Origin of the sequence: Paraburkholderia guartelaensis (assembly GCF_004353905.1) — a bacterium.
Taxonomy (GTDB): domain Bacteria; phylum Pseudomonadota; class Gammaproteobacteria; order Burkholderiales; family Burkholderiaceae; genus Paraburkholderia; species Paraburkholderia guartelaensis.
In genome coordinates, this window is the sequence record NZ_SMOD01000007.1 from 1 (window position 1) to 22,911 (window position 22,911).

Below are 22,911 nucleotides of genomic sequence, written 5' to 3' on the forward strand. Positions count from 1 at the left end.
GAACTGCTGCAGACCCTCGTCCATCAACGCTACAAGCAACGCCGCAGCATCCTCGTCACGTCCAACCGCGTCGTCCAGGACTGGGGGCGCTACCTTCGCGACAGCACCATGGCTTCGACGATCCTTGACCGTCTGCTGCATCGCTCCAAACTCCTCGAGTTTGAAGGCAAGAGCTATCGTCTCCGTGAAGCCGCTGCCAGGCTTGCCGTCACTGAGGAATCCGACGCATAATCCGCTCGTCCTGCCTGGGGGAATTTAGCCGCCCACAAGTGGAGGAGTTTGAACTGCCCATCGGGGCACATGCGGAACGCGAGCGGCGCGCCGCCTTCGCGCGACTGACGCACGCGGAAAAAGATCTGCGTGACGAAGATCATGAACCACGTGAACATCGCGCCGAACATGGCGATCGACATCATCAGCGTGAACGCTGCCTGCGGCCAGAGCGCGTTGAGCACGGCCGCCACCGCAATGCCGATGGTGGACAGCGAAAGCGCCGCCGTCGGCACGCCATGACGCGTGAGACGCCCGAACGTCGCCGGCGCGTAACCCGCGCGTGAAAGGCTGAACATCATGCGCGTGGTGATGTAGAGCTGGCTGTTCATGGCCGAGAGCGCCGCCACGAGCACGATGAAGTTGATCGCGCCCGCCGCGTAAGGCACGCCGGTTGCGGCCATGACCTTCACGAACGGGCTCTCGTTGCCGCCCGCCTGGGTCCACGGCACGATGGCGAGCATGAGCGCGAGCGTGAGCAGGTAGAACAGCACGAGGCGCAGCACGGTCGCGCGAAACGCACGCGTGACGGCGCGTTGCGGGTCCTGCGCCTCGGCAGCCGCCACGGCGATCGTCTCCACGCCCAGGTAGCTGAAGAGCGAGACGATCGTCCCCACCCACACGCCCCACCAGCCTCGCGGCAGCAAGCCGCCGTGCGACGTGTAGTTCGCGAAGCCCACGCCCGAGCCGGCCGGCGCGCGCCACACGAACCACGCGCCCAGCACGATGAACGCGACGATGGCCGCGATCTTGAGGCTCGAAAACAGATATTCGATGGTGCCGTACGCGCGCACACTCATTGCGTTCACAACGATCAGCGCTGCTGAAAATCCGATGATCCAGTAGAGCCCCGGCACATGGGGAAACCAGAATTTCATGTAGACGGCGATTGCCGCAACCTCGGTGCCCACCGCCAGCACGTACGCCGACCAGTACGCATAGCGCACGACGAACCCGGCGAGCGGCCCGATGTAGTGCTCGGCATACGCGCCGAACGAGCCCGATACGGGATGCGCGACGGTCATCTCCGCGAGCGCGCCCATCAACAGCAAGGCGATCAGCGCGCCGATCGCGTAGGAAATGAGCACGCCGGGACCGGCGAAGGAGATTGCGAAGCCGCTGCCGAGAAAGAGCCCGGTGCCAACTGCGCCGCCGATGGCGATCATCGTCATCTGCCCGGCGGACAAGCCCTGACGCAGCCCTTGTTCGCGCTCGACGATAGCTTCGAACGCGCCCGATTTACGTGGTACCACTGTTACACCCCTGCTACGCGCAAGACGCTACTGAGCGCCGCGCATCAAAAAAACGCCGACGGCGGGACAAACGCGTATTTTACCGGCAGACGGCTCGCGCTCCTGCGCGTCACGGCGCAACACCTGGACCCGCGAGCACAAAAGAAAAACGGCGCAGTCCTTTCGGACTGCGCCGTCTTGCCTGAAGGCTGTTTGCGCCGTAGCGCTGCCGCCGCTTACTCCACTTCCACCGCTTCCGGATTGCGCGGCGCCGGCTGCTCGTCGAACGTGAGCTGGACCTTGTCTTCCGCGTCCACGTCCACGGTCACGCGGCCGCCGTTCATGAGCTTGCCGAACAGCAGTTCGTCGGCGAGCGCACGGCGGATCGTGTCCTGGATCAGGCGCTGCATCGGCCGCGCGCCCATGAGCGGGTCGAAGCCGTGCTTGGCCAGATGCTTGCGCAGCGCGTCGGTGAAGACCGCATCGACCTTCTTCTCGTGCAGCTGGTCTTCCAGTTGCATGAGGAACTTGTCGACCACGCGCATGATGATTTCCTCATCGAGCGCACGGAAGCTGATCGTCTGATCGAGCCGGTTGCGGAACTCGGGCGTGAACAGGCGCTTGATATCGGCCAGCTCGTCGCCCTGCTCGCGCCGGGTCGTGAAGCCGATCGTCGACTTGTTCATCGCTTCGGCGCCCGCATTCGTCGTCATGATGATGATGACGTTGCGGAAATCCGCCTTGCGGCCGTTGTTGTCGGTCAGCGTGCCATGGTCCATCACCTGCAGCAGCACGTTGAAAATGTCCGGGTGCGCCTTCTCGATTTCGTCGAGCAACAGGACGCAGTGCGGCTTCTTCGTGACGGCTTCGGTGAGCAGACCGCCCTGGTCGAACCCGACATAGCCCGGCGGCGCGCCGATCAGACGGCTCACCGCATGGCGCTCCATGTACTCGGACATGTCGAAGCGGATCAGCTCGATGCCGAGCGTGAACGCGAGCTGGCGCGCCACTTCGGTCTTGCCGACGCCGGTCGGGCCCGAGAACAGGAACGAGCCGATCGGCTTGTCCGTCTTGCCGAGACCCGCACGTGCCATCTTGATCGAAGCCGAAAGCGCGTCGATGGCCGGATCCTGGCCGAACACCACGGCCTTGAGATCGCGGTCGAGCGTTTGCAGCTTGCTGCGATCGTCCTGCGACACGCTTTGCGCCGGCACGCGCGCGATCTTCGAGATGATCTCTTCGATCTCGCTCTTGCCGATGGTCTTCTTCTGCTTCGACTTCGGCAGGATGCGCTGAGCAGCGCCCGCTTCGTCGATCACGTCGATTGCCTTGTCGGGCAAGTGACGGTCGGTGATGAAGCGCGCCGACAGTTCAGCGGCCGCGTTCAGCGCGCCCGACGAATACTTCACGCCGTGGTGCTCTTCGAAGCGCGACTTCAGACCGCGCAGGATCGCCACGGTTTGCTCGACGGTCGGCTCGACCACATCGACCTTCTGGAAGCGCCGCGACAGCGCCGCGTCCTTCTCGAAGATGCCGCGGTATTCCGTGAACGTCGTAGCGCCAATGCACTTGAGCGTGCCCGACGAGAGCGCCGGCTTGAGCAGGTTCGACGCATCCAGCGTGCCGCCCGACGCGGCGCCCGCGCCGATCAGCGTATGAATTTCGTCGATGAACAGAATGGCGTGCGGACGCTCTTTCAGTTCTTTCAGCACCGTTTTGAGGCGTTGCTCGAAGTCGCCGCGATATTTCGTGCCCGCAAGCAGCGCGCCCATGTCGAGCGAGTAGACCTGGGCATCCGCGAGAATGTCCGGTACTTCGCCGCGCGTAATGCGCCAGGCGAGCCCTTCCGCGATCGCGGTCTTGCCGACACCGGCCTCGCCCACGAGCAGCGGATTGTTCTTGCGGCGGCGGCACAGCACCTGCACCACGCGCTCCACTTCCAGTTCGCGACCGATGAGCGGATCGATCCGGCCGTCCTTCGCCATCTGGTTCAGGTTCTGCGTGAACTGGGCGAGCGGGGTTTCCTTCTGGCCGGCGGCGTCTTCGGCTTCGGCATTCGCGTCGCTGGCCTTGGCGGCTTCGCCGCTGCCCGTCTTCGCGATACCGTGCGAAATGAAATTCACGACATCCAGACGCGTGACGCCCTGCTGCTGCAGGTAGTACACCGCGTGCGAGTCCTTCTCGCCGAAGATGGCGACCAGCACGTTCGCGCCCGTCACTTCCTTCTTGCCGTTGGAAGTGGACTGAACGTGCATGATCGCGCGCTGGATCACGCGCTGGAACCCGAGCGTCGGCTGCGTATCGACGTCATCCGTGCCGGGAACCGTAGGGGTATTGTCATGAATGAAGTTGCGCAGGTTCTGTCGCAGGTCTTCGATATTGGCGGCACACGCGCGCAGCACTTCCGCCGCTGTTGGGTTGTCCAACAGCGCCAGCAGCAGATGCTCGACCGTTATGAACTCGTGCCGCGCCTGACGTGCTTCCATGAACGCCATGTGCAGGCTGACTTCCAGTTCCTGGGCAATCATGCTTCCTCCATCACACACTGCAGCGGATGCCCGGCCTGCCGTGCGTGGGTAACGACTTGCTCAACCTTGGTCGACGCGATGTCCCGCGTATAGACCCCACAAACACCCCTGCCCTCGCGATGGACCTTCAACATGATCTGCGTTGCGGTCTCGCGGTCCTTATTGAAATATTCCTGCACGACCATCACGACGAATTCCATCGGCGTGTAGTCGTCATTCATTAGCACGACCTTGTACATGGAGGGCGGTTTGACCTTTTGCTCCTGCCGCTCCAGTACGGTTGAATCCTGCTTGTCCGGGATAATCGCCATACACCCATTCTAAACAACTCGGACAGGCCCGCAATCCTGCCGTAACCTGACCGGCCGGCCGGTGAACCCGGCGCTCCCGACCTGCGACCCGCTGCAAGCAATTCATGCGCCCTGGCCCGGCCCCGATCCCTTCGACCGGCTGCGGGGCCGGTACACAATCCTGCTTCGAGCAGCTTTCACGCCACCGTTGAATTGAGTATCGCACAACCTTGCCGTTGCCGTGGAAAGCGACTGTAGGCGCCCGCACGCTCCGCGTCAGATTCCATGGTGCGGTGCATCGCATATGCGTCACCTGCGCGATTTTTCAAGACGCTCTCCTGCACCTGCTTTATGCACCGGTGCTCAGCGTCGGCGAAAAGCAGGAAAAACCCTGGAAATGCGCTCTTTACAACGCGTCAAAGGGCGTCTCAAAATATTCTTGACAGCAGAATAAAGACCCTCAACAATCAAGCTGGCACTTTTTTCAACCGCCTTAAATTCGAAAAAATGCCGTTGGTGAGCTTGTGAGGAGGGGGCGATCGCACCGCGATCGTTTAGCTTTTCGAACTGCTCGTGGTAGTGACATGAGTTACAGGGGAAGTTGGTATGGCAACCGGTACGGTCAAGTGGTTCAACGACGCGAAGGGTTTCGGGTTCATTACGCCGGATGAAGGCGGTGAGGACCTGTTCGCTCACTTTTCGGCTATTCAAATGAATGGCTTCAAGACCCTCAAAGAAGGGCAGAAGGTGAGCTTCGAGGTCGTGCAAGGCCCGAAGGGTAAACAGGCATCGAACATTCAGGCAGCAGCCTGATCTGTTCGGTACCCGTACCTTGGAAACCCGGCTTCGGCCGGGTTTCTTTTTGGTGTCATGGTTTTTTAACGTTCGCGTGCTAGCTCACGCGCAACGTACCCATCATGCCGAGGTCCTCGTGCTCGAGGATATGGCAATGAAACATGCGGTCGCCCGCTTCATGCTGAACGGTTGCGATATGCACCGTTTCGCCGGGCCGCACGTTCACCGTGTCGCGCCATGCAAGCAGTTCCTCCTCCTTGCGCACACCGCCCTGCTCGCGCGCCAGCACCTGAAACTGCGTACCGTGCAGATGAAACGGATGATCCATGTCCGTGCCGTTTGCTATCGTCCAGTGCTCGACTTCGCCGCGCCGGCTCGCTAGCGTCACGCGCGCCGGATCGAATACCGCACCGTTCACCATGAACTGCATGCCGCGCGGCATGGGCTGCGTGGACGCACCCGGTGCGTGCATCGCTTTCATGTCCATGGCCTCGCTGAACACCACGCTTTTCTTCGGTATCGTTAGATGACCTGAAGAAACGAGCGGCGCAATCTCACGCAGGCGCGCCGGCAGCGGCGACTGTGTCGCGTTTGCCGGTGCGAATCCCACGTTCGCCAGGATCAGCGATGGCCCCGCAGGCAAGCTGCCGTGCGTCATCGCCATCTTGTGACGGTCGTATTGAGCGGCAATCAGCGACGCACGCGAGGCGCCCTGCCCCGCGCGCACGATCAGCTCCGCGCGCTCGCCCGGCGCGAGCAACAGCGAAGTAACATCCTCGCGCGGCGCGCCCAGCAGCCCACCGTCGGTACCCACCTGCGCGAACGCGCGGCCGTCGTCGAAGGCGAGTTGCAGATAGCGCGCGTTGCAGCCGTTCCAGACGCGCCAGCGCTCGTCGCGCACGACGTCGATGTGCGGCTGACGCGCCCCGTTCACAAGCACGTACTGACCTTCGCGGCCGTTCATCCAGTCCATCATGCTGTTTGCAGGAATCGTGCCGTCTGCCGCGAGCTTCAGGTCGGACACGAACAGATGCCGCTCGGGCCACGCCGCGAGCGGATCGTCGGCGGCGCGCACGACGAAGGGCCCCGCCAGCCCGCGGAACACCTGCTCCGAACTCAGCATGTGCGGATGCGGGTGATACCAGTAGGTGCCCGCGCTCCCCTTCGGCAGCGTGAAGCGATAAACGTGCTGCTCGCCCGGCGCGACGGGTGTCGACGGATTGCCGTCCTGATCGGGCGGCACGGGCAGGCCGTGCCAGTGAATCGTCGAAGGCTGGGGCAGCCGGTTCACGAACGTGACTTCGACGGTGTCGCCTTCGCGTACGTCGATCAACGGGCCGATGACCGGGCCATCGTTTGCGGTCGCTGCGAGCGCATCGTATTGCCAGAAGACCGTTTGCGGCTTTCCGGGCAGCAGCGCACGCGCCGCGGGCTGCGCGATGAGGATCGCGCGGAACTGCCCCGGCTCTCGGCTCTGGTTGGCGAGCGTGCGCAGCGCGGCAAGCGGCGCGCCGGCGGGCAGCGCATCGGCAGGCGCAAGCGGCCCTTGCGCTTGCATCATGCCGCCCGACATCGCCGGCATGTCCGTCATGCCGTGCATGGCGTGCATCGCTTCGCCCGCACCTTGTGCGAACACATGGCGCGCGAACAGGGTCGCGGTGGCGGCGCTCAATGCGCCGGATAGAAATGCTCTTCGTTTCATCGATGAAATCCTCATACCTCGTTCATGCCTGGCACGCGACGCGCGATAACACGCATGCCGCTTGCGCGGGATTCGTTTCGCTCACGCAAAGCGCGAGCAATGCAACTCGCTCGAAGCGAGCGGCCCGGCTCAGGCGATTGGAGGAGGCAAAGGAGGCGCGTGCGTAATGCCGGCGCGCATGGCTGCGGGAAACACGCCAAGCGCGGCACGAGCGCCGGTTTGTGCGTCGAATGCAGTCACGGCAGAAGGCACGCTGCAATGCGCGCCGCAGCCCGCGACGCAGCAACTCGCGCCGCAGCTGGAATGCGATCCGTGACCGCGCGTGCTCGTCCCGGCGCAACGATCGCTGACAGCCACGACAACGTGCGGTGTGAGCGCAGCGTGCGACGTCAGTGCATCGTGCTGCATGTGCTCGCACGCCATCGCGCCGCGCAAGGGAAGCAGCGCGAGCAGACAGACGAGAAGGAAGCGATAGACGACTGGCACGTTGAACGAAGCTGCGGATGAACTCGATTGACCGTTGCCATGATAGCGCACGGCACACCGGCTTGCGCTCGTCAAATCGCAGCACATGCGGATGCGGTGATGTCCCAGCTATTCGTGACGGATTTACGCCGAGCAGATAAAAAAACCGGCAGACATTTCGGTCTGCCGGTTTTCTCTACTGGGACAGCGATGAGCTGTCTTTCGACTACATATTCTCGATCATCACCTGCCCGAAGCCCGAGCACGACACCTGCGTCGCCCCTTCCATCAAACGCGCGAAGTCATAGGTCACGCGCTTTTGCAGAATCGACTTCTCCATCGAGGCAATGATGAGGTTCGCCGCCTCGACCCAGCCGAGATGACGCAGCATCATTTCCGCCGAGAGAATTTCCGAGCCCGGATTCACATAGTCCTTGCCGGCATACTTGGGGGCCGTGCCGTGAGTCGCCTCGAACATCGCCACGGAGTCCGAAAGATTCGCACCCGGTGCGATACCAATGCCGCCCACCTGCGCCGCCAGTGCGTCGGAAATGTAATCGCCGTTCAGGTTCAGCGTGGCGATCACGTCGTATTCGGCCGGGCGCAGCAGGATCTGCTGCAGGAAGGCATCGGCGATCACGTCCTTGATCACGATATCGCCGCCCGTCTTCGGATTCTTGATCCTCATCCACGGGCCGCCGTCTATCAGTTCCGCCGCGAACTCCTTCTGAGCAAGCGCATAACCGTAGTCGCGGAACGCGCCTTCGGTGTACTTCATGATGTTGCCCTTGTGCACGAGCGTGACCGAACGGCGCTCGTTGTCGATCGCATACTGGATCGCCTTGCGCACGAGACGCTCCGTGCCCTCGCGCGACACCGGCTTCACGCCGACGCCGGAACTCTCCGGGAAGCGGATTTTCGCCACGCCCATCTCTTCGCGCAGGAACTTGATGAGCTTCTTCGCGCCTTCGGATTCCGCGGGCCATTCGATGCCCGCATAGATGTCCTCCGAGTTCTCGCGGAAGATGACCATGTTGACCTTCTCCGGCGCGCGCACCGGCGAGGGCACGCCCTTGAAGTACTGCACGGGGCGCAGGCACACGTACAGATCGAGCTGCTGGCGCAGCGCAACGTTGAGCGAGCGGATGCCACCGCCAACCGGCGTCGTGAGCGGCCCCTTGATCGACACCACGTATTCCTTCACGACGTCGAACGTTTCTTCGGGCAGCCACACGTCGGGACCGTAGACCCGGGTCGCTTTCTCGCCCGCGTAGATTTCCATCCAGTGAATCTTGCGCTTGCCGCCGTAGGCCTTTTCTACTGCTGCGTCGACCACCTTCAGCATGACCGGCGTAATGTCCACGCCCGTACCATCGCCTTCGATGTACGGGATGATCGGCTGGTCCGAGACGTTGAGCGAGAAGTCCGGATTGACGGTGATCTTTTCACCGCCGGTCGGAACCACGATGTGCTGATACGGCATGATCGACTCCAGTAAGGGCAAGGCTGTTGTAGCGGGTTTGACGCGGCGCCCGGCGCCTCGCGGCGGCGGCGAAGCCTTTTCGCCCGGCGAGTGAGGCATCTCGCCGTCATGGCTTCTCGACAACCGGCGCGGTCCATATTCGCAGCAAGACTGTCCAGCGACACGCGACGCACAGCGCGCAACATAGCGGAGTAAGCGGCTCGCCGAGCGGCTTACCTGGCGGCGCGACCGGCCCGTCGGCGTGAGGGTCTGGCGGCTATTCTAGCCCACGCCTCGCGCACGCGTACCGCGCCCTTCACACGAACGCCAGCGCAAGGCAAGCCGCTTGCGGTGCTGCAGCGCCACATGGCGAACGCGCCCGCGGCGCGCGCGAGACGTCATCGCACGGAGTTGCCGTAGCCGCGAGGAAGTGATCCGCCCCACTCTTGTCTTATGTCTTATATAAGACGTAGAAATCAATGAAACGTAATATGCATTAAGATCTCGGCGCTAGCCAAGTCATCCATTCGTACCCGTCGCCCTGTCATGCGTTTGATCGCCCTTAATAAACCGTTCGGCACGATCTGCCAGTTTTCGCCGCACGAAACACGCCAGTCTCTTGCGGACTGGGTGAAGGTGCCGGGCGTCTATCCTGCGGGCCGACTCGACTCCGATAGCGAAGGTCTCCTGCTCCTCACCGACGACGGCGCCTTGCAAGCACGCATTGCCGAACCGAAACGCAAGCTCGTGAAGCGCTATTGGGCGCAAGTGGAAGGCGAACCCGATGCGGGAGCGCTTGCCGCGCTCGAACGCGGCGTCGATCTCGGCGACTTCGTGACGCAGCCGTGTCGAACAAGAATCATTGTTGAGCCCGAAAATTTGTGGCCGCGCAATCCGCCGATTCGTTATCGCGCGTCGATACCCACCACGTGGGTGGAGATTGCGATCAGCGAAGGCAAGAACCGGCAGGTGCGACGCATGACCGCTGCAGTGGGCTATCCAACATTGCGGCTCGTACGTGTCGCGATCGGCGCGCTCGATATTTTTTCGCTTGGCCTGGCACCCGGCGAAAGCATCGACGTGCCCACCAATGCGCCCTGGCAAAACACGCCTCACAAACACAAGTGATTGTTGTGCAAGCACTTTTCACTTGCTGATCGATTTTTTTCGAATCACGCGGCACGTCCCTCATCTTTCTGTTGCGTCTCGTTACGAAGCAAATAGAAAGTTTGCGTCAACCGTCTCGCGAGACCATGCGTTATTCGACGCAGATGCCGACAGAAGCTATCCGGCATTCAGCCTTCAGGGTCCTCGCAGCAATGTACGGTCCCGACCGCTGGCAGACGCAGAAATCAAATTCACGCGAATTTGTCGAAAGCGACTGTCAACCGAAAGGTGGATGGCACGTTTACCGACCTGACTCCAAAAACCGGGTCACTTGGTTAATTAACTCAAGCTTGAGGATTCACAACATGAACAAACTGATCGCTGCTCTGGTCGCTGGTCTCTTCGCATCGGCTGCATTCGCACAAGCTTCGGCTCCGGAAGCTGCTTCGGCTGCTCCGGCTGCTGCTGCTTCGGCTGCTCACAAGTCGTCGCACAAGAAGGCACACAAGAAGTCGTCGCACAAGAAGGCAGCGAAGGCTGAAGCCGCTTCGGCAGCTTCGGAGTAAGCTTGTTGTAAGACGCATGAAGAAGCGGCACTCGTTGCCACTCTTCAGCGCGACGAAAGGCAGAGCGCCGCAAGGCGTTCTGCCTTTTTGTTTGGCTGCCTGATTTTTAGCCATTTTTTTGACATGCACGCTCGCCGCATCACGTCGATGACGTGAAACGCGCCGCGCATTTTGACCCGTTCTGACCTGGTCGCGTAACATGCGCGGATTAACCTACAGCAAGGAGTCTCTCGTGCGATTTTCCCTGCGCTCGTTCTTCGTGCGCTGCGCGCTTGTCGTCGCATTGCCATTGGCCGCTTTCGCGGCGCTCATGTTCACCGCGACGGCCACGTCGAGCATCGCCCAGGCGCAGCAGATGCCGCCGGGCGCCAAGCAGCCAGGCGAATTTCCGCGCGTGAAACTCACGGCAGGGATGTTCGTGATCGACGCAGCGGTCGCCGCCAACGACGCGGACCGCGAGCAAGGCCTCATGTACCGTTCGCAGCTCGGGCCCAATGAAGGCATGCTGTTCGTGTTCGGCGAAAACGCCGTGCACTGCTTCTGGATGAAGAACACGCTGATCCCGCTGTCGATCGCTTTCATTCGCGCCGACGGCACGATCACCGACATCGATGAGATGCAGGCCGAAACGACGAACAACCACTGCCCGCGCAACAACGGCGTCTTTGCGCTCGAAATGCCGAAGGGCTGGTTCACGGCGAAGGGCATCAAGCCCGGCATGAAGATCGAGGGACTGCCGCCGCTGCAGTAAACACGCGATGACCCAGCGCGCGACAGTCGCGCGCTGCGCGAAAAGCGCAAGCCGGCCCTGCACGCACGCGGCGCCGGCTTTTTTTGCGCGCGTGCCCGCCAGTGCACCGCCTGGCGCCGCGCAGGAGCGCTGCCGCCGCTTCCCGCGCCGCGACATACGTCCTGCAAAACCGGCGCGCAAGCGCTATCCTGTTAATCTCCCGCATGACGCGTGCCACCAGGGTGCGCCCATGCGGCGCATCGGGCCGCGCGCTGGCCGCGCCGCGTGCCGCCCGGCAGCTTCCATGGCGCGTCATTCCAAGGAGATCACCGTGCCTCGCAAGACCCCCATCGAGCGCTATCGCAACATCGGGATCAGCGCTCACATCGACGCCGGCAAAACCACGACGACCGAGCGCATCCTTTTCTACACCGGCGTGAATCACAAGCTCGGCGAGGTTCACGACGGCGCGGCGACCATGGATTGGATGGAGCAGGAACAGGAACGCGGCATCACGATCACTTCGGCCGCGACCACTGCGTTCTGGAAAGGCATGGCCGGCAATTACCCCGAACACCGCATCAACATCATCGACACCCCGGGGCACGTGGACTTCACGATTGAAGTCGAGCGCTCCATGCGCGTGCTCGACGGCGCGTGCATGGTGTACGACTCCGTGGGCGGCGTGCAGCCGCAGTCCGAAACCGTCTGGCGTCAGGCGAACAAGTACAAGGTGCCGCGCATCGCGTTCGTCAACAAGATGGACCGCGTGGGCGCAGACTTCTTCCGCGTGCAGCGGCAAATCGGCGAGCGTCTGAAGGGCGTGGCCGTGCCTATCCAGATTCCGGTCGGCGCTGAAGATCACTTCCAGGGCGTGGTCGATCTCGTGAAGATGAAGGCGATCGTCTGGGACGACGAGAGCCAGGGCGTGAACTTCGAGTACGAGGACATCCCCGCGAATCTCGTCGAGCTTGCGCACGAGTGGCGCGAGAAGATGGTCGAAGCCGCCGCCGAGGCCGACGAAACGCTGCTCGAAAAGTACCTTCACGATCACGAAAGCCTGACCGAAGAGGAAATCAAGGGCGGCCTGCGCAAGCGCACGATCGCCAACGAGATCGTGCCGATGCTCTGCGGCAGCGCGTTCAAGAACAAGGGCGTGCAGGCCATGCTCGACGCCGTGATCGACTATCTGCCCTCGCCGGTGGACGTGCCCGCGATTCTCGGCCACGACCTCCACGACAAGGAAATCGAGCGCCACCCGAGCGACGACGAGCCGTTCTCCGCACTCGCCTTCAAGATCATGACCGACCCGTTCGTCGGCCAGCTGATCTTCTTCCGCGTCTATTCGGGCGTGGTGAATTCGGGCGACACAGTGCTCAACGCGACCAAGGACAAGAAGGAGCGCCTCGGCCGTATCCTGCAGATGCACGCAAACGAGCGCAAGGAAATCAAGGAAGTGCGCGCGGGCGACATCGCGGCCGCGGTGGGCCTGAAGGAAGCGACGACGGGCGACACGCTCTGCGATCCGGCGCATGCCATCGTGCTCGAAAGGATGATCTTCCCCGAGCCGGTGATCTCGCAGGCCGTCGAGCCGAAGACCAAGGCCGACCAGGAAAAGATGGGCATCGCGCTCAATCGCCTCGCGCAGGAAGACCCGTCGTTCCGCGTGCAAACCGATGAAGAGTCCGGCCAGACCATCATCTCGGGCATGGGCGAGCTGCACCTCGAAATTCTCGTCGACCGCATGAAGCGCGAGTTCGGCGTGGAGGCGACCGTCGGCAAGCCGCAGGTCGCGTATCGCGAGACCGTGAAGAACAAGGTCGAAGATGTGGAAGGCAAGTTCGTCAAGCAGTCGGGCGGGCGCGGCCAGTATGGCCACGCCGTCATCACGCTCGAGCCGCAGACGCCGGGCAAGGGCTACGAATTCGTCGACGCCATCAAGGGCGGCGTGATTCCGCGCGAGTTCATCCCGGCTGTCGACAAGGGCATTCAGGAAACGCTCAAGGCAGGTGTGCTTGCGGGCTACCCGGTGGTCGACACGAAGGTCACGCTCACGTTCGGCTCGTACCACGACGTGGACTCGAACGAAAACGCCTTCCGTATGGCCGGTTCGATGGCCTTCAAGGAAGCGATGCGCAAGGCGAAGCCAATTCTGCTCGAGCCGATGATGGCCGTGGAAGTGGAGACGCCCGAGGACTTCATGGGCAACGTGATGGGCGACCTGTCGAGCCGTCGCGGCATCGTGCAGGGCATGGAGGACATCGCGGGCGGCGGCGGCAAGATCGTGCGCGCCGAAGTGCCGCTCTCGGAGATGTTCGGCTACTCCACGTCGCTGCGCTCGCTCACGCAAGGCCGCGCCACCTACACGATGGAGTTCAAGCACTACGCAGAAACCCCGCAGAACGTGGCCGAAGCGGTCATCAACGCGAAGAAGGCGTAAGTCAGGCGACGTGCAGGCGCTGCTGTGCACACGAAAGCCCGTCCCCTGCGGACGGGCTTTTTTGCATGCGCGCGGCGCAATTTTGACCATGCCACAATGCGGCGATGACGCTGCGAGACCCACAGTCAAGGAGACACGACGATGAGTCACGAACACGACCATGAGCATCCTCATGAACACGCTCACGACGACGCACCCATCGACTGGCGCGAAAACGGCGTCAAGGTGATACGCGGCGACCAGCTCGACACGAACACGGCGCAAACGCCCGGCATGAACCGCGCGGCCGCGATCAATGCGGCCCGTGTGGGCGCGCAGAAGATCTGGGCGGGCACGGTGACGATCCATCCGAATGCGAAGACCGGCGCGCATCATCACGGCGCGCTGGAAAGCGTGATCTATGTCGTGCGCGGTCATGCGCGCATGCGCTGGGGCGATCATCTGGAGTTCACGGCCGAAGCGGGCCCCGGCGACTTCATCTTTGTGCCGCCCTACGTCCCGCACCAGGAGATCAATGCGAGCACCGACGATCCGCTCGAATGCGTGCTCGTGCGCAGCGACAACGAGGCCGTCGTGGTGAACCTGAACATCGACGCCGTCGAAGCCCCGGAAACCGTGTACTGGGTCGATCCGATCCACCGTCATCCGCACGACCATTGAGCGCCCGGCAGCCCATTCCGCCTTCCACGATGCACTGACGTTATGACGACGCCCGCCGCCTCGCTCCGCGCCCTGATTCCGCTCTATGCCGCGCTCATCGCCGCCAATCTCGGCGCGTGGGCGTGGGCGCTGATCGCGTTTCGCCACTTTCCGCTGCTGCTCGGCACGGCGCTGCTGGCCTACGGCTTCGGCCTGCGCCACGCCGTGGACGCCGACCATATCGCCGCCATCGACACCGTCACGCGCAAGCTCATGCAGCAGGGTCAGCGCCCGCTCGGCGTGGGCCTCGCGTTCTCGCTCGGCCATTCGACGGTCGTGATCGCCGCCACGCTCGGCATCGCGCTCACGGCGCTCTCGCTGCATGGCCGCTTCGAGCAGTTCCACGAGATCGGCTCGACCATCGGCACGCTCGTCTCGTCGACGTTCCTGCTCGTGCTCGCGGGCGTGAACCTCGTGATCCTGCGCGACGTGTGGATGCGTTACCGCCGCGCGCAGCAAGGCGACGACGCAGCACTCGCCGCCGCCTCGAATACATCCGCGCCAGCCGGCCTCTTCTCTCGCGCGCTCAGGCCGCTCTTCGCGCTCGTCACGAAGAGCTGGCACCTGTACCCCGTGGGCGTGCTGTTCGGCCTCGGCTTCGACACGGCCACCGAAATCGGCCTGCTCGCCATCGCCGCCGCCGAAGCGGGCAAGGGCCTGCCGATGTATTCGATTCTCGTGTTCCCCGCGCTCTTCACGGCAGGCATGACGCTCGTCGACTCCACCGACAACGTGTTGATGGTCCACGCCTACGGCTGGGCGATGGACGACCCCAGGCGCAAGCTCTACTACAACGCGAGCATCACGTTCGTCTCGGCGCTCGTGGCGATCGTGATCGGCGGCGTGGAAGCGCTCGGGCTCATCGCCGACAAGCTCGGCGCGAGCGGCGGCGCGTGGACGCTCATCGCCGGCCTGAACGAGCGCTTCGGCGAGCTGGGCTACGGCATCATCGCGGCATTCATCGCCTGCTGGATCGGCTCGGTGCTGTTCCATCGCTGGCGCCGGCCCGCCGCGGCCCGCTAGAACTCACGCCCCTCTCACGACTGCACGGCGCGCCACGCGCGCGCAACCCCGCGAAACCCTACCCTTCGCCTCGTTTGCCGAAAGCGCGTAAACTAGGCCCAGCTATTGCGCGCCTGTTGCGCTGGCTAGCCGCTTCAATCGTTTCACCTTGCTGCACCATTCGTCGTCTGCCGTACCGCATGCCGCCGTCGCGCAAGCCCTCGGGCCTCGCGCGTCCCCTGAACGGAATCGCACGGAAACCCGCACCGATGAAACGACCGCAGTCCCGCCGTCCGCTCCTCCCCAGCCTCGAAGCGCTGCGCCCTCAGGCCTGCGATCACGGCAACCACGCCCTCGACGAATTCGCTGCCGGCCGCCTCACGCGCCGCGAGCTGCTGCGCTACGCAAGCGCGGTCGGCCTCACGGCACTGCCTGCGTTTGCGGGACTCGCCGTGCCGCGCGGCGCGCATGCCCAGGGCGCGGCGAAGCCCGGCGACCAGACGATCCGCGTGGCCCACCTGATGCCAGCGGGCGCCGTCGATCCGCTCACCGTGACCGATGCGGGCGCGCTGTGTCTGCTGAACCAGACCGGCGAATTCCTCGCCAACGACGACGCGCAAGGCCATCTGCAACCCGCGCTCGCGCTCTCCTGGCAAGCCAACGCCAAAGCAGACGTCTGGACGTTCAAGCTGCGCCCCAACGTGAAATTCCACGACGGCCAGCCGTTCGGTGCGAAGGACGTAGTGGCGACCTTCGATCGCCTAGCCGATCCCGCAACCGGCTCGGCGGCGCTCTCGGTGCTCAAGGGCGTGCTCTCGAAAGGCGGCACGAAGGCCATCGACGATCACACGGTCGAGTTCCATCTCGACGCGCCCAATGGCAACTTCGCCTACTACGTTTCTTCGGACAACTACAACGCCGTGATGCTGCCCGCCAACTATGCGGGCAATTACGAAAAGAGCTTTATCGGCACCGGGCCGTTCAAGCTCGACAGATTCGAAGCGCGGCGCGGCGTGAGCTTCGTGCGCAATCCAGACTATTGGGGCGACAAGGCGCTGCCCGCGCGCGTCGAATTCGCCTTCTACGCCGACGAGCAGGCGCAATTGCTGGCGCTGCAAGGCCACCAGGCCGACGTGATGGGCACCTTCACCGTGCAGGGCGGCATCGGCATCCTGAACAATCCCGACTTCAAGGTGATCGGCGTGCGCTCGAGCGCCCACCGCCAGATCCACATGCGCAACGACTCGCCCACGTTCAAGGACAAGCGCGTGCGCCAGGCGCTTGCGCTTGCGCTCGATCGCGACGTGCTCGTGCGCGGCCTTTTCAAGGGCCGCGCCGTGTTGGGCAACGACAGCCCGTTCGCGCCCATCTTCCCTTCCACGGCAACCGACGTGCCCCAGCGCAAGATCGATGTCGCGAAGGCACGCCAGTTGCTCGCGCAGGCGGGCGTGCCCAACGGCTTCGACGTGACGCTCACCACCGAGAAGTACATGGAGATACCGGACCTCGCCGTGGTCGTGCAGAACGCGGCGAAGGCGGTCGGCATCCGCATCGCGCTCAAGGTGGAAAGCCAGTCGCAGTACTACGGCGCGGGCACGTTCGGCAAATCGGACTGGCTCGACTCGCCGCTCGGCATTACTGACTATGGGCACCGCGGCGTGCCGAACGTATTTCTCAACGCGCCGCTCACCTCGGGCGGCACGTGGAATGCTGCTCACTTTCGCAACGCGCAGTACGACAAGCTGGTCGCGCAGTTCGCGGCGACGCTCGACGTGGCGGCCCAGAAGCAGGTGGCGAGGCAGATCCAGACGCTGCTACTCGACGAGACGCCCGTGATCATCCCGTACTTCTACGACCAGTTGATCGCACAGCGCGCCGTGCTTTCGGGCGTGCGCTTCACCGCGCTCGCCCAGCTCTATTTCGACCGCGCGACGCTCGCCGCCTGAACCGGCCCAAGCGCACCCGAAACGGAGGTCCGATGGCTACTCCGCTCCCGCCCATGTCGAATCCGGCCGGCACCGCGCGCGCCTTCGCCCCGCGCGCGGGCGTCGCGCGCTTTCTCGGGCGGCGCGCCGCCTGGGCGATCTTTACGCTCTGGCTGCTCTCCGTGCTCGTGTTCGCGGGCGGCCAGTTGCTGCCCGGCGACATCGGCCGCGCCGTGCTCGGCCCGCTCGCCGACGCGCGCGCCGTGGCCGCCCTCAATCACGAGCTGGGCGCGGACCGGCCGGTGCTCGACCAGTACGTTTCGTGGATCACGCATGCGTTGCGCGGCGACTTCGGCATGTCGTGGAGCTACAAGGAACCCGTTGCGCCGTTCGTGGGCGACGCGCTCCTGCAGTCGGCCAGGCTCGGCCTGCTTGCGTTCGTGGTGGTGGTGCCGCTCGGCATTGCGGGCGGCGTATGGGCGGCGCTTCACGAAGGCCGCCTGATCGACCGCGCGATCAGCACGGGCGGCCTGTGCGCGAGCGCCGTGCCGGAGTTCGTCTCGTCGATCGTGCTGATCCTCATCTTCGGCGTGTGGCTGCGCTGGCTGCCCATCGAGGCCACCGCGCCCAGCGGCGCGGGCGTGCTCGAGCAATTGCGGCACCTCGTGCTGCCCGTGCTGCCGCTCGTGCTCGTGTTCTTCGGCTATCTCGCGCGCATCGCGCGTGCGGGCACGATCACGGCGCTCGATGCCGACTACACGCGCACCGCGATTCTCAAGGGGCTGCCGAGCCACGTCGTGATCATGCGGCACGTGCTGCGCAATGCGCTGCTGCCCAGCGTGACGGTGGCGGCCACGCAGCTCGGTTATCTGATCGGCGGCCTCGTCGTGGTCGAATCGCTGTTCCGCTATCCGGGCGTAGGCTCCCTCATCTTTAACGCCGCGAAGGCCAAGGACTTCCCGTTGCTCGAAGCGGGCGTCCTCGCGGTGGGCGCGGTCTATACACTCGCCAATCTCGCCGCCGACGCCCTGCACGCATTGCTCGACCCGCGCCTTCGCGCGCCGGGAGGCACATGAACGATACGGCATCCGAAGCAATTTCTCCCGGCGGCGAACCGGGAGATGAGGCGCTCGCCGACACGCGTCTGCGCGACACGCTGCATCTGCTGCTGCGCTCGCCCTCGTTCGTCGCGGGAGCGCTGATCCTTTTGTGGTGGATCGTCTGTGCGCTCGCGGGCCACTGGTTCGCGCCGCAAGACGCCTACGCGTCCGATCCGCTCAGCTCGCTCCTGCCACCGGACCATACGCACTGGTGCGGCACCGATCAGCTCGGCCGCGACATCTGCTCGCGCGTGATCGTGGGCGCGCGCGACATTCTTACGATCGCGCCGCTCGCGACGCTCGTCGGCACGCTCGCGGGTGCGGCGCTCGGGCTCGTGACGGGCTATTTCGAAGGCGCATTCGGCACGCTCGTCGCGCGCACGCTCGACGCCGTGCTCGCGCTGCCGCTCGTGATCGTCGCGCTGCTCGTGCTCGCAGCCGTGGGCGCCTCGAATCTCGCCGTGGTGCTCGTGATCGGCATCACGTTTGCGCCGCTCATTGCGCGCACGGTGCGCGCGGCTGTGCTCGCCGAGCGCCATCTCGACTACGTGGCGGCGGCTCGTTTGCGCGGCGCGAACGCGTTCGCCGTGATGTTCACGGAGATCCTGCCGAACGTCTGGCCGCCCATCGTCGTCGAGGCGACGGTGCGCCTCGGCTATGCGATCTTCGCGGTGGCGACGCTCTCGTTCCTCGGCTTCGGCATCCAGCCGCCGTCCGCCGACTGGGGGCTCGCGCTCGCCGAGTCGTACACGCTGCTCGCGGGCGGCGCATGGTGGTCCGTGGCGTTCGACGCGCTCGCCATCGCCTCGCTGGTGGTGGCCGTGAACCTGATCGCCGACAGCCTGCGCGAGGTGCTCCAATCGTGAACCGCCCCGCTTCTTCACGCCCCGCTCTCGCCACCTTCAGCGCGCCGCGCGACGACGACGCGCTCGCGCTCGTCGGCCTCACTGTCGCCTACCGCGTGCGCGGGCGCGACCGCGATGTGCTCACCGACGTTTCGCTGCGCATCCGGCGCGGCGAAGCGTATGGGCTCGTCGGCGAATCGGGCTGCGGCAAGTCGACGGTCGCGCTCGCCGCGCTGCGCTATCTCCCGCGCAATGGCCGCGTGAAGGCCGGGCGCATCGCGATTGCGGGCGACGACGTGCTCGCGCTCGACGCCGACGGCCTGCGCACGCTGCGCGCCAATGCCGTTTCGATGGTCTATCAGGACCCCGCCAGCGCGCTCAACCCCACGCTCACGATTGCCCGCCAGTTGAACGAGGCGTTCGAAGCCGCGGGCGCCGATGCGAGCGTGGCCCGCTCGCGCTCGCACGCGATGCTCGAACGCGTGCGCATTGCCGATCCGGGCCGCGTGCTGGCGAGCTATCCGCATCAGCTCTCGGGCGGCATGCAGCAGCGCGTGGTGATTGCGATGGCGCTCGCGTCGAACCCCACGCTCCTGATTCTCGACGAACCGACCACGGGCCTCGACGCCACCGTCGAGGCCGAGGTGCTCGACCTCATCGCGAAGCTGCGTGCGGAGCTGGGCATGGCGGTGCTGCTCATCAGCCACGACCTCGCGGTGATCGGGCGCATGTGCGAGCGCGTGGGCGTGCTCTACGCGGGACGGCTCGTCGAGGAAGGCGCCACGCGCGATGTGTTCGAGCGCGCGCGGCACCCGTACACGGTCGGCCTGCTGCGCTGCCTGCCGGCGCAGGGCCGCAACAAGCATGCGGGCGCGCTCGACACGATACCAGGCGAGTTGCCCGCACCTGGCGCGAGTGCGCCCGGCTGCATCTACGCACCGCGCTGTCGCCTCGCCGACGCGCGTTGCCGCGTGGAAGCGCCGCCGCCGCATCGCATGTCGTCGCCGCACGGCGAGCAGATGTCGCGCTGCCACTATCACGAACGCGCGATGGAATTGCCGTTCGGGAATCTGATCGGCGGCGGCGACGGATCACAGACCTCGAGCGATGGTCCGTCGAATGGCGAAGCCGAGCCGCGCGTCGTGTTGCGCGCGCTCGACGTCTCGCGCACCTTCGGACACGGCGCGCAAGCCGTGCGCGCACTCGACGGCGTATCGATCGAGCTGCATGCGGGCGAGACGCTCGGCGTCGTGGGCGAATCGGGCAGCGGCAAGACGACGCTCGCGCGTATGCTGCTCGGCCTGCATGCGCCCGATGCGGGCGGCGCCGTCGAACTGGACGGCAAGCGCCTGCACGCCCACGTCGCGCGGCGCCGAGCCGACGAGCGCGCGGCGCTGCGCGTCGTGTTCCAGCATCCGGACGCCTCGCTCAATCGCGCGCTGCCCGTAAAACGGCTGATCGAGCGCGCGCTTTCCCGGCCGCACGACGACACGCCGGCAGCTCACCAAGCCTCAGACGAATCGCGCATCGCGGGACTGCTCGAAGCCGTACGCGTGCCGGCGCGCTATCTCGTGGCGCGGGCGCGGCAACTCTCCGGCGGCCTCAAGCAGCGCGTGGCGATCGCCCAGGCGTTCGCGGGCGAGCCGCGCATCGTGATCTGCGACGAGCCTACCTCCGCGCTCGACGTCTCCGTGCAGGCCGCAATTCTCAACCTGCTCGCACGACTGCAGCGCGAACGCGGCGTGAGCTACCTGTTCATTTCGCACGACCTCGACGTCGTGCGCTATCTCGCCGATCGCATCGTCGTGCTCTACGCGGGCCGTGTCGTGGAAAGCGGCCCGGCCGGTGCGGTGTTCGACGGCCCGTGGCATCCGTATACAGAAACGCTGCTGGCCGCGCGTGCGCTCGGCGCGGCAACGACCAACGACGCGAACGCCGCGGGGCGCGGCTGCATTTTCAGCGCGCACTGCCCGCGCAAGCTCGGCGCCATTTGCGACGAAGCGCCACCACCGCTTACGGACGCGGGCGGGGGCCATCGCATTCTCTGCCACATTCCCGTAGACGAATTGCGCGTACAACAGAGCGCCACCACAGCCACACAAGCGGCGACCTGACGGTGCGATAGCGCTCATATCGCACCAAGGTTCGTTGCGCTGTCCGCTTTCGCAACGCGAATCGCGCCATTCGGCGCGCGCGTTTCATCGCCGTAACGTTTTCCGCGTTTTTTCTGCCACGCGGGCGACACATCAATTGTCAAGCCCACCCCGCACGCCCTTCCCCGGCCGATGGCACAAAACTGGCTACATCGGCACCAGGCATCCGGCCGCCGCAATCCAGTGCAGTCCGCCCCGACACGCGCGGGTCGTCGCACCGGGCGGAAGGATGACCGGCTGCTCGACGCGCTTGTAATCTGCCGTCCCACACCATGGGCTCCGACAATCCACAAGTAGTCCTGCACAAACCGGTCATCCTGCGCGCGGCCTGACCGATGCCTTTTGTTTGGCGAGTGCCGCTCCAGCCGGATCAAATCCAATACGCCGGCGCGAAGCGGGTTGCGAGCCTGACAGAGTCGGCGCACGCGCACAAGGCGTGCAGCCTGCACGGGGGCAAGAGAGACGACAGCGCATCACGCTGCCGCCTTGCGGGGAGAACAAGATGAAAAAGACTAATATTCATCAGTACTGCGATTGGATAAGACGGGGAGCAGGCATGTGCGCGGTGGGCGCGGGCGTTTTATTCCCCGCGATCTCTGCGCACGCCGCAGGCGATGCCATCAATCCGGTGATCCTGCTCGCCGATGCACCTTTGCCGGCGAGCGGGGCTGAGGGCTTCGGGGCTTTCAGCGCGCCGGTTGCGGCGCAATCGCCCGCTGCAGGCACCTTGTCGACAACTGATTCGGAGTCCGACTCAGTTACATTGGCGAGCGACGTTTCTACCGTGTTCGCGCCGAACGATTGCATTAGCCGTACGGGCAGCGCGTGTTTCCGGGGCAACGGCGGCGGCCATGGCGGCTCGGGTTCATCGAGCGGCGGTAACGGAAGCAGCGGCGGCGGTGCGGGCGCCGCGACGGCCAGCACGGGAGGGCTTGGCCGCAGCGGCAGCCCTGGCGTGGGAGGGAGGGGACCGAGCGGTTCGGGAGGCGGTTCCAGCAACTCCGGCGGCGGGAAAGGCGGTGGTGGCAACAGCGGTAGTGGCAACAGCGGTGGTAGCAACAACGGCGGTGGCAACAACGGCGGTAGCAACAACGGCGGTAGCAACAGCGGTGGTGGCAACAACGGTGGCGGCAATAACGGCGGCGGAAGCAGCAACGGCGGCAGTTCAGGCGGCTGTGGCTGCGGCAGCCACGGCGGATCGGCAAGCGGCCCTTCGGGCGGCTCCGCAGGCGGCTCCGCAGGCGGCTTTGGCGGGGGTTTCGGCGGATTCGGCGGTGGCTTCGGAGGTGGATTCGGCAAAGGTGGACCGTCGAGCGGCCCGGGCGGCGGGTACGGCGGCGGACACGGTGGCGGCCATGGCAGCGGTCATTGAACCTGTACGGCGGTGCAGGCAGACCGCCGCAGCCACTCCGATCTGGCGCGACGGCCAGGCGCGCCAGTCCTGGCGTCGGCGGCGGCGTCCCGGTCCCCCGGCCGGGCACCGCCGCCGTGGGCCGGTCGCCGGATACGCGATGCGCGTGGCGGTCCCAGGTGGCCACACCGGATGCCTGCTCACCATACGCCGGCGCAGACCATGACCGCTTTCGCCAGGCGCGTACCC

Annotated in this window: 19 protein-coding genes; 14 read left to right on the forward strand and 5 right to left on the reverse strand. The window is 64.9% G+C overall.

The features are described from left to right. On the forward strand, positions 1–231 hold a 231-nt coding region (locus tag E1N52_RS10725), incomplete at its 5' end, for an ATP-binding protein (RefSeq protein WP_165979344.1). Here the strand turns inward: E1N52_RS10725 and E1N52_RS10730 are convergent. The 3 genes from E1N52_RS10730 to clpS form a co-directional block, all read right to left on the reverse strand. Continuing rightward, the gene (locus E1N52_RS10730; RefSeq protein ID WP_133183010.1) at positions 174–1,442 is read right to left on the reverse strand and encodes an amino acid permease; all 1,269 of its coding nucleotides are present in this window, start codon (positions 1,440–1,442) and stop codon (positions 174–176) included. The two genes, E1N52_RS10725 and E1N52_RS10730, sit on opposite strands and share 58 nt — an antisense overlap. A gap of 296 nt (positions 1,443–1,738) precedes the next feature. Next, the gene (clpA, locus tag E1N52_RS10735; protein WP_069262762.1) at positions 1,739–4,030 is read right to left on the reverse strand and encodes an ATP-dependent Clp protease ATP-binding subunit ClpA; all 2,292 of its coding nucleotides are present in this window, start codon (positions 4,028–4,030) and stop codon (positions 1,739–1,741) included. Then, a complete protein-coding gene (gene clpS, locus E1N52_RS10740; RefSeq protein WP_028213389.1) occupies positions 4,027–4,341 on the reverse strand; it encodes an ATP-dependent Clp protease adapter ClpS in 315 nt (104 codons plus the stop codon). The genes clpA and clpS overlap by 4 nt, the downstream gene beginning before the upstream one ends. Before the next feature lie 585 nt (positions 4,342–4,926). Here clpS and cspD point away from each other — a divergent pair. Continuing rightward, positions 4,927–5,133, forward strand: a complete 207-nt coding sequence (gene cspD, locus E1N52_RS10745; RefSeq protein ID WP_017776809.1) for a cold shock domain-containing protein CspD — start codon at positions 4,927–4,929, stop codon at positions 5,131–5,133. Positions 5,134–5,212: 79 nt separating this feature from the next. On the opposite strand, the gene E1N52_RS10750 is transcribed toward cspD, so the two are convergent. Further along, positions 5,213–6,817, reverse strand: a complete 1,605-nt coding sequence (locus tag E1N52_RS10750) for a multicopper oxidase family protein (protein ID WP_133182638.1) — start codon at positions 6,815–6,817, stop codon at positions 5,213–5,215. 312 nt (positions 6,818–7,129) lie between these two features. On the opposite strand from E1N52_RS10750, the gene E1N52_RS44015 reads away from it, so the two are divergent. Continuing rightward, positions 7,130–7,324: a hypothetical protein gene (locus E1N52_RS44015; protein ID WP_165979358.1), complete on the forward strand. Its 195-nt coding sequence runs from the start codon at positions 7,130–7,132 to the stop codon at positions 7,322–7,324. 184 nt (positions 7,325–7,508) lie between these two features. On the opposite strand, the gene icd is transcribed toward E1N52_RS44015, so the two are convergent. Then, entirely contained in the window at positions 7,509–8,765 is a 1,257-nt protein-coding gene (gene icd, locus E1N52_RS10755) for an NADP-dependent isocitrate dehydrogenase (RefSeq protein WP_133182640.1), read from the reverse strand. Positions 8,766–9,290: 525 nt separating this feature from the next. Between icd and E1N52_RS10760 the strand changes: the two genes are divergently transcribed. From E1N52_RS10760 to E1N52_RS10810, 11 genes are all read left to right on the forward strand, one after another. After that, a complete protein-coding gene (locus E1N52_RS10760) occupies positions 9,291–9,872 on the forward strand; it encodes a pseudouridine synthase (RefSeq protein ID WP_133182642.1) in 582 nt (193 codons plus the stop codon). Between the two features lie 344 nt (positions 9,873–10,216). Continuing rightward, on the forward strand, positions 10,217–10,417 hold the full coding sequence (locus tag E1N52_RS10765) for a hypothetical protein (RefSeq protein ID WP_028213393.1): 201 nt from the start codon (positions 10,217–10,219) through the stop codon (positions 10,415–10,417). 232 nt (positions 10,418–10,649) lie between these two features. Beyond that, entirely contained in the window at positions 10,650–11,168 is a 519-nt protein-coding gene (locus E1N52_RS10770) for a DUF192 domain-containing protein (protein ID WP_133182644.1), read from the forward strand. 310 nt (positions 11,169–11,478) lie between these two features. Then, positions 11,479–13,587: an elongation factor G gene (gene fusA / locus E1N52_RS10775; RefSeq protein WP_133182646.1), complete on the forward strand. Its 2,109-nt coding sequence runs from the start codon at positions 11,479–11,481 to the stop codon at positions 13,585–13,587. 141 nt (positions 13,588–13,728) lie between these two features. After that, positions 13,729–14,247: a cupin domain-containing protein gene (locus E1N52_RS10780; protein ID WP_133182648.1), complete on the forward strand. Its 519-nt coding sequence runs from the start codon at positions 13,729–13,731 to the stop codon at positions 14,245–14,247. Positions 14,248–14,289: 42 nt separating this feature from the next. Continuing rightward, entirely contained in the window at positions 14,290–15,309 is a 1,020-nt protein-coding gene (locus tag E1N52_RS10785) for a HoxN/HupN/NixA family nickel/cobalt transporter (protein ID WP_133182650.1), read from the forward strand. A 248-nt stretch (positions 15,310–15,557) separates the two neighbouring features. Then, entirely contained in the window at positions 15,558–17,234 is a 1,677-nt protein-coding gene (locus E1N52_RS10790) for an ABC transporter substrate-binding protein (RefSeq protein WP_133182652.1), read from the forward strand. A gap of 53 nt (positions 17,235–17,287) precedes the next feature. Next, positions 17,288–18,289 carry an ABC transporter permease gene (locus E1N52_RS10795; protein WP_425468042.1) on the forward strand — a complete coding sequence of 334 codons (1,002 nt, stop codon included), beginning with the start codon at positions 17,288–17,290 and terminating at the stop codon, positions 18,287–18,289. Beyond that, complete coding sequence (locus E1N52_RS10800) at positions 18,286–19,179, forward strand: ABC transporter permease (RefSeq protein WP_133182656.1); 894 nt, start codon at positions 18,286–18,288, stop codon at positions 19,177–19,179. Before E1N52_RS10795 ends, E1N52_RS10800 begins: the two co-directional genes overlap by 4 nt. Continuing rightward, positions 19,176–21,272 carry a dipeptide ABC transporter ATP-binding protein gene (locus tag E1N52_RS10805; protein WP_246089025.1) on the forward strand — a complete coding sequence of 699 codons (2,097 nt, stop codon included), beginning with the start codon at positions 19,176–19,178 and terminating at the stop codon, positions 21,270–21,272. The genes E1N52_RS10800 and E1N52_RS10805 overlap by 4 nt, the downstream gene beginning before the upstream one ends. Before the next feature lie 541 nt (positions 21,273–21,813). Then, complete coding sequence (locus tag E1N52_RS10810) at positions 21,814–22,683, forward strand: hypothetical protein (RefSeq protein WP_133182660.1); 870 nt, start codon at positions 21,814–21,816, stop codon at positions 22,681–22,683. The last annotated feature ends 228 nt before the right edge of the window (positions 22,684–22,911 follow it).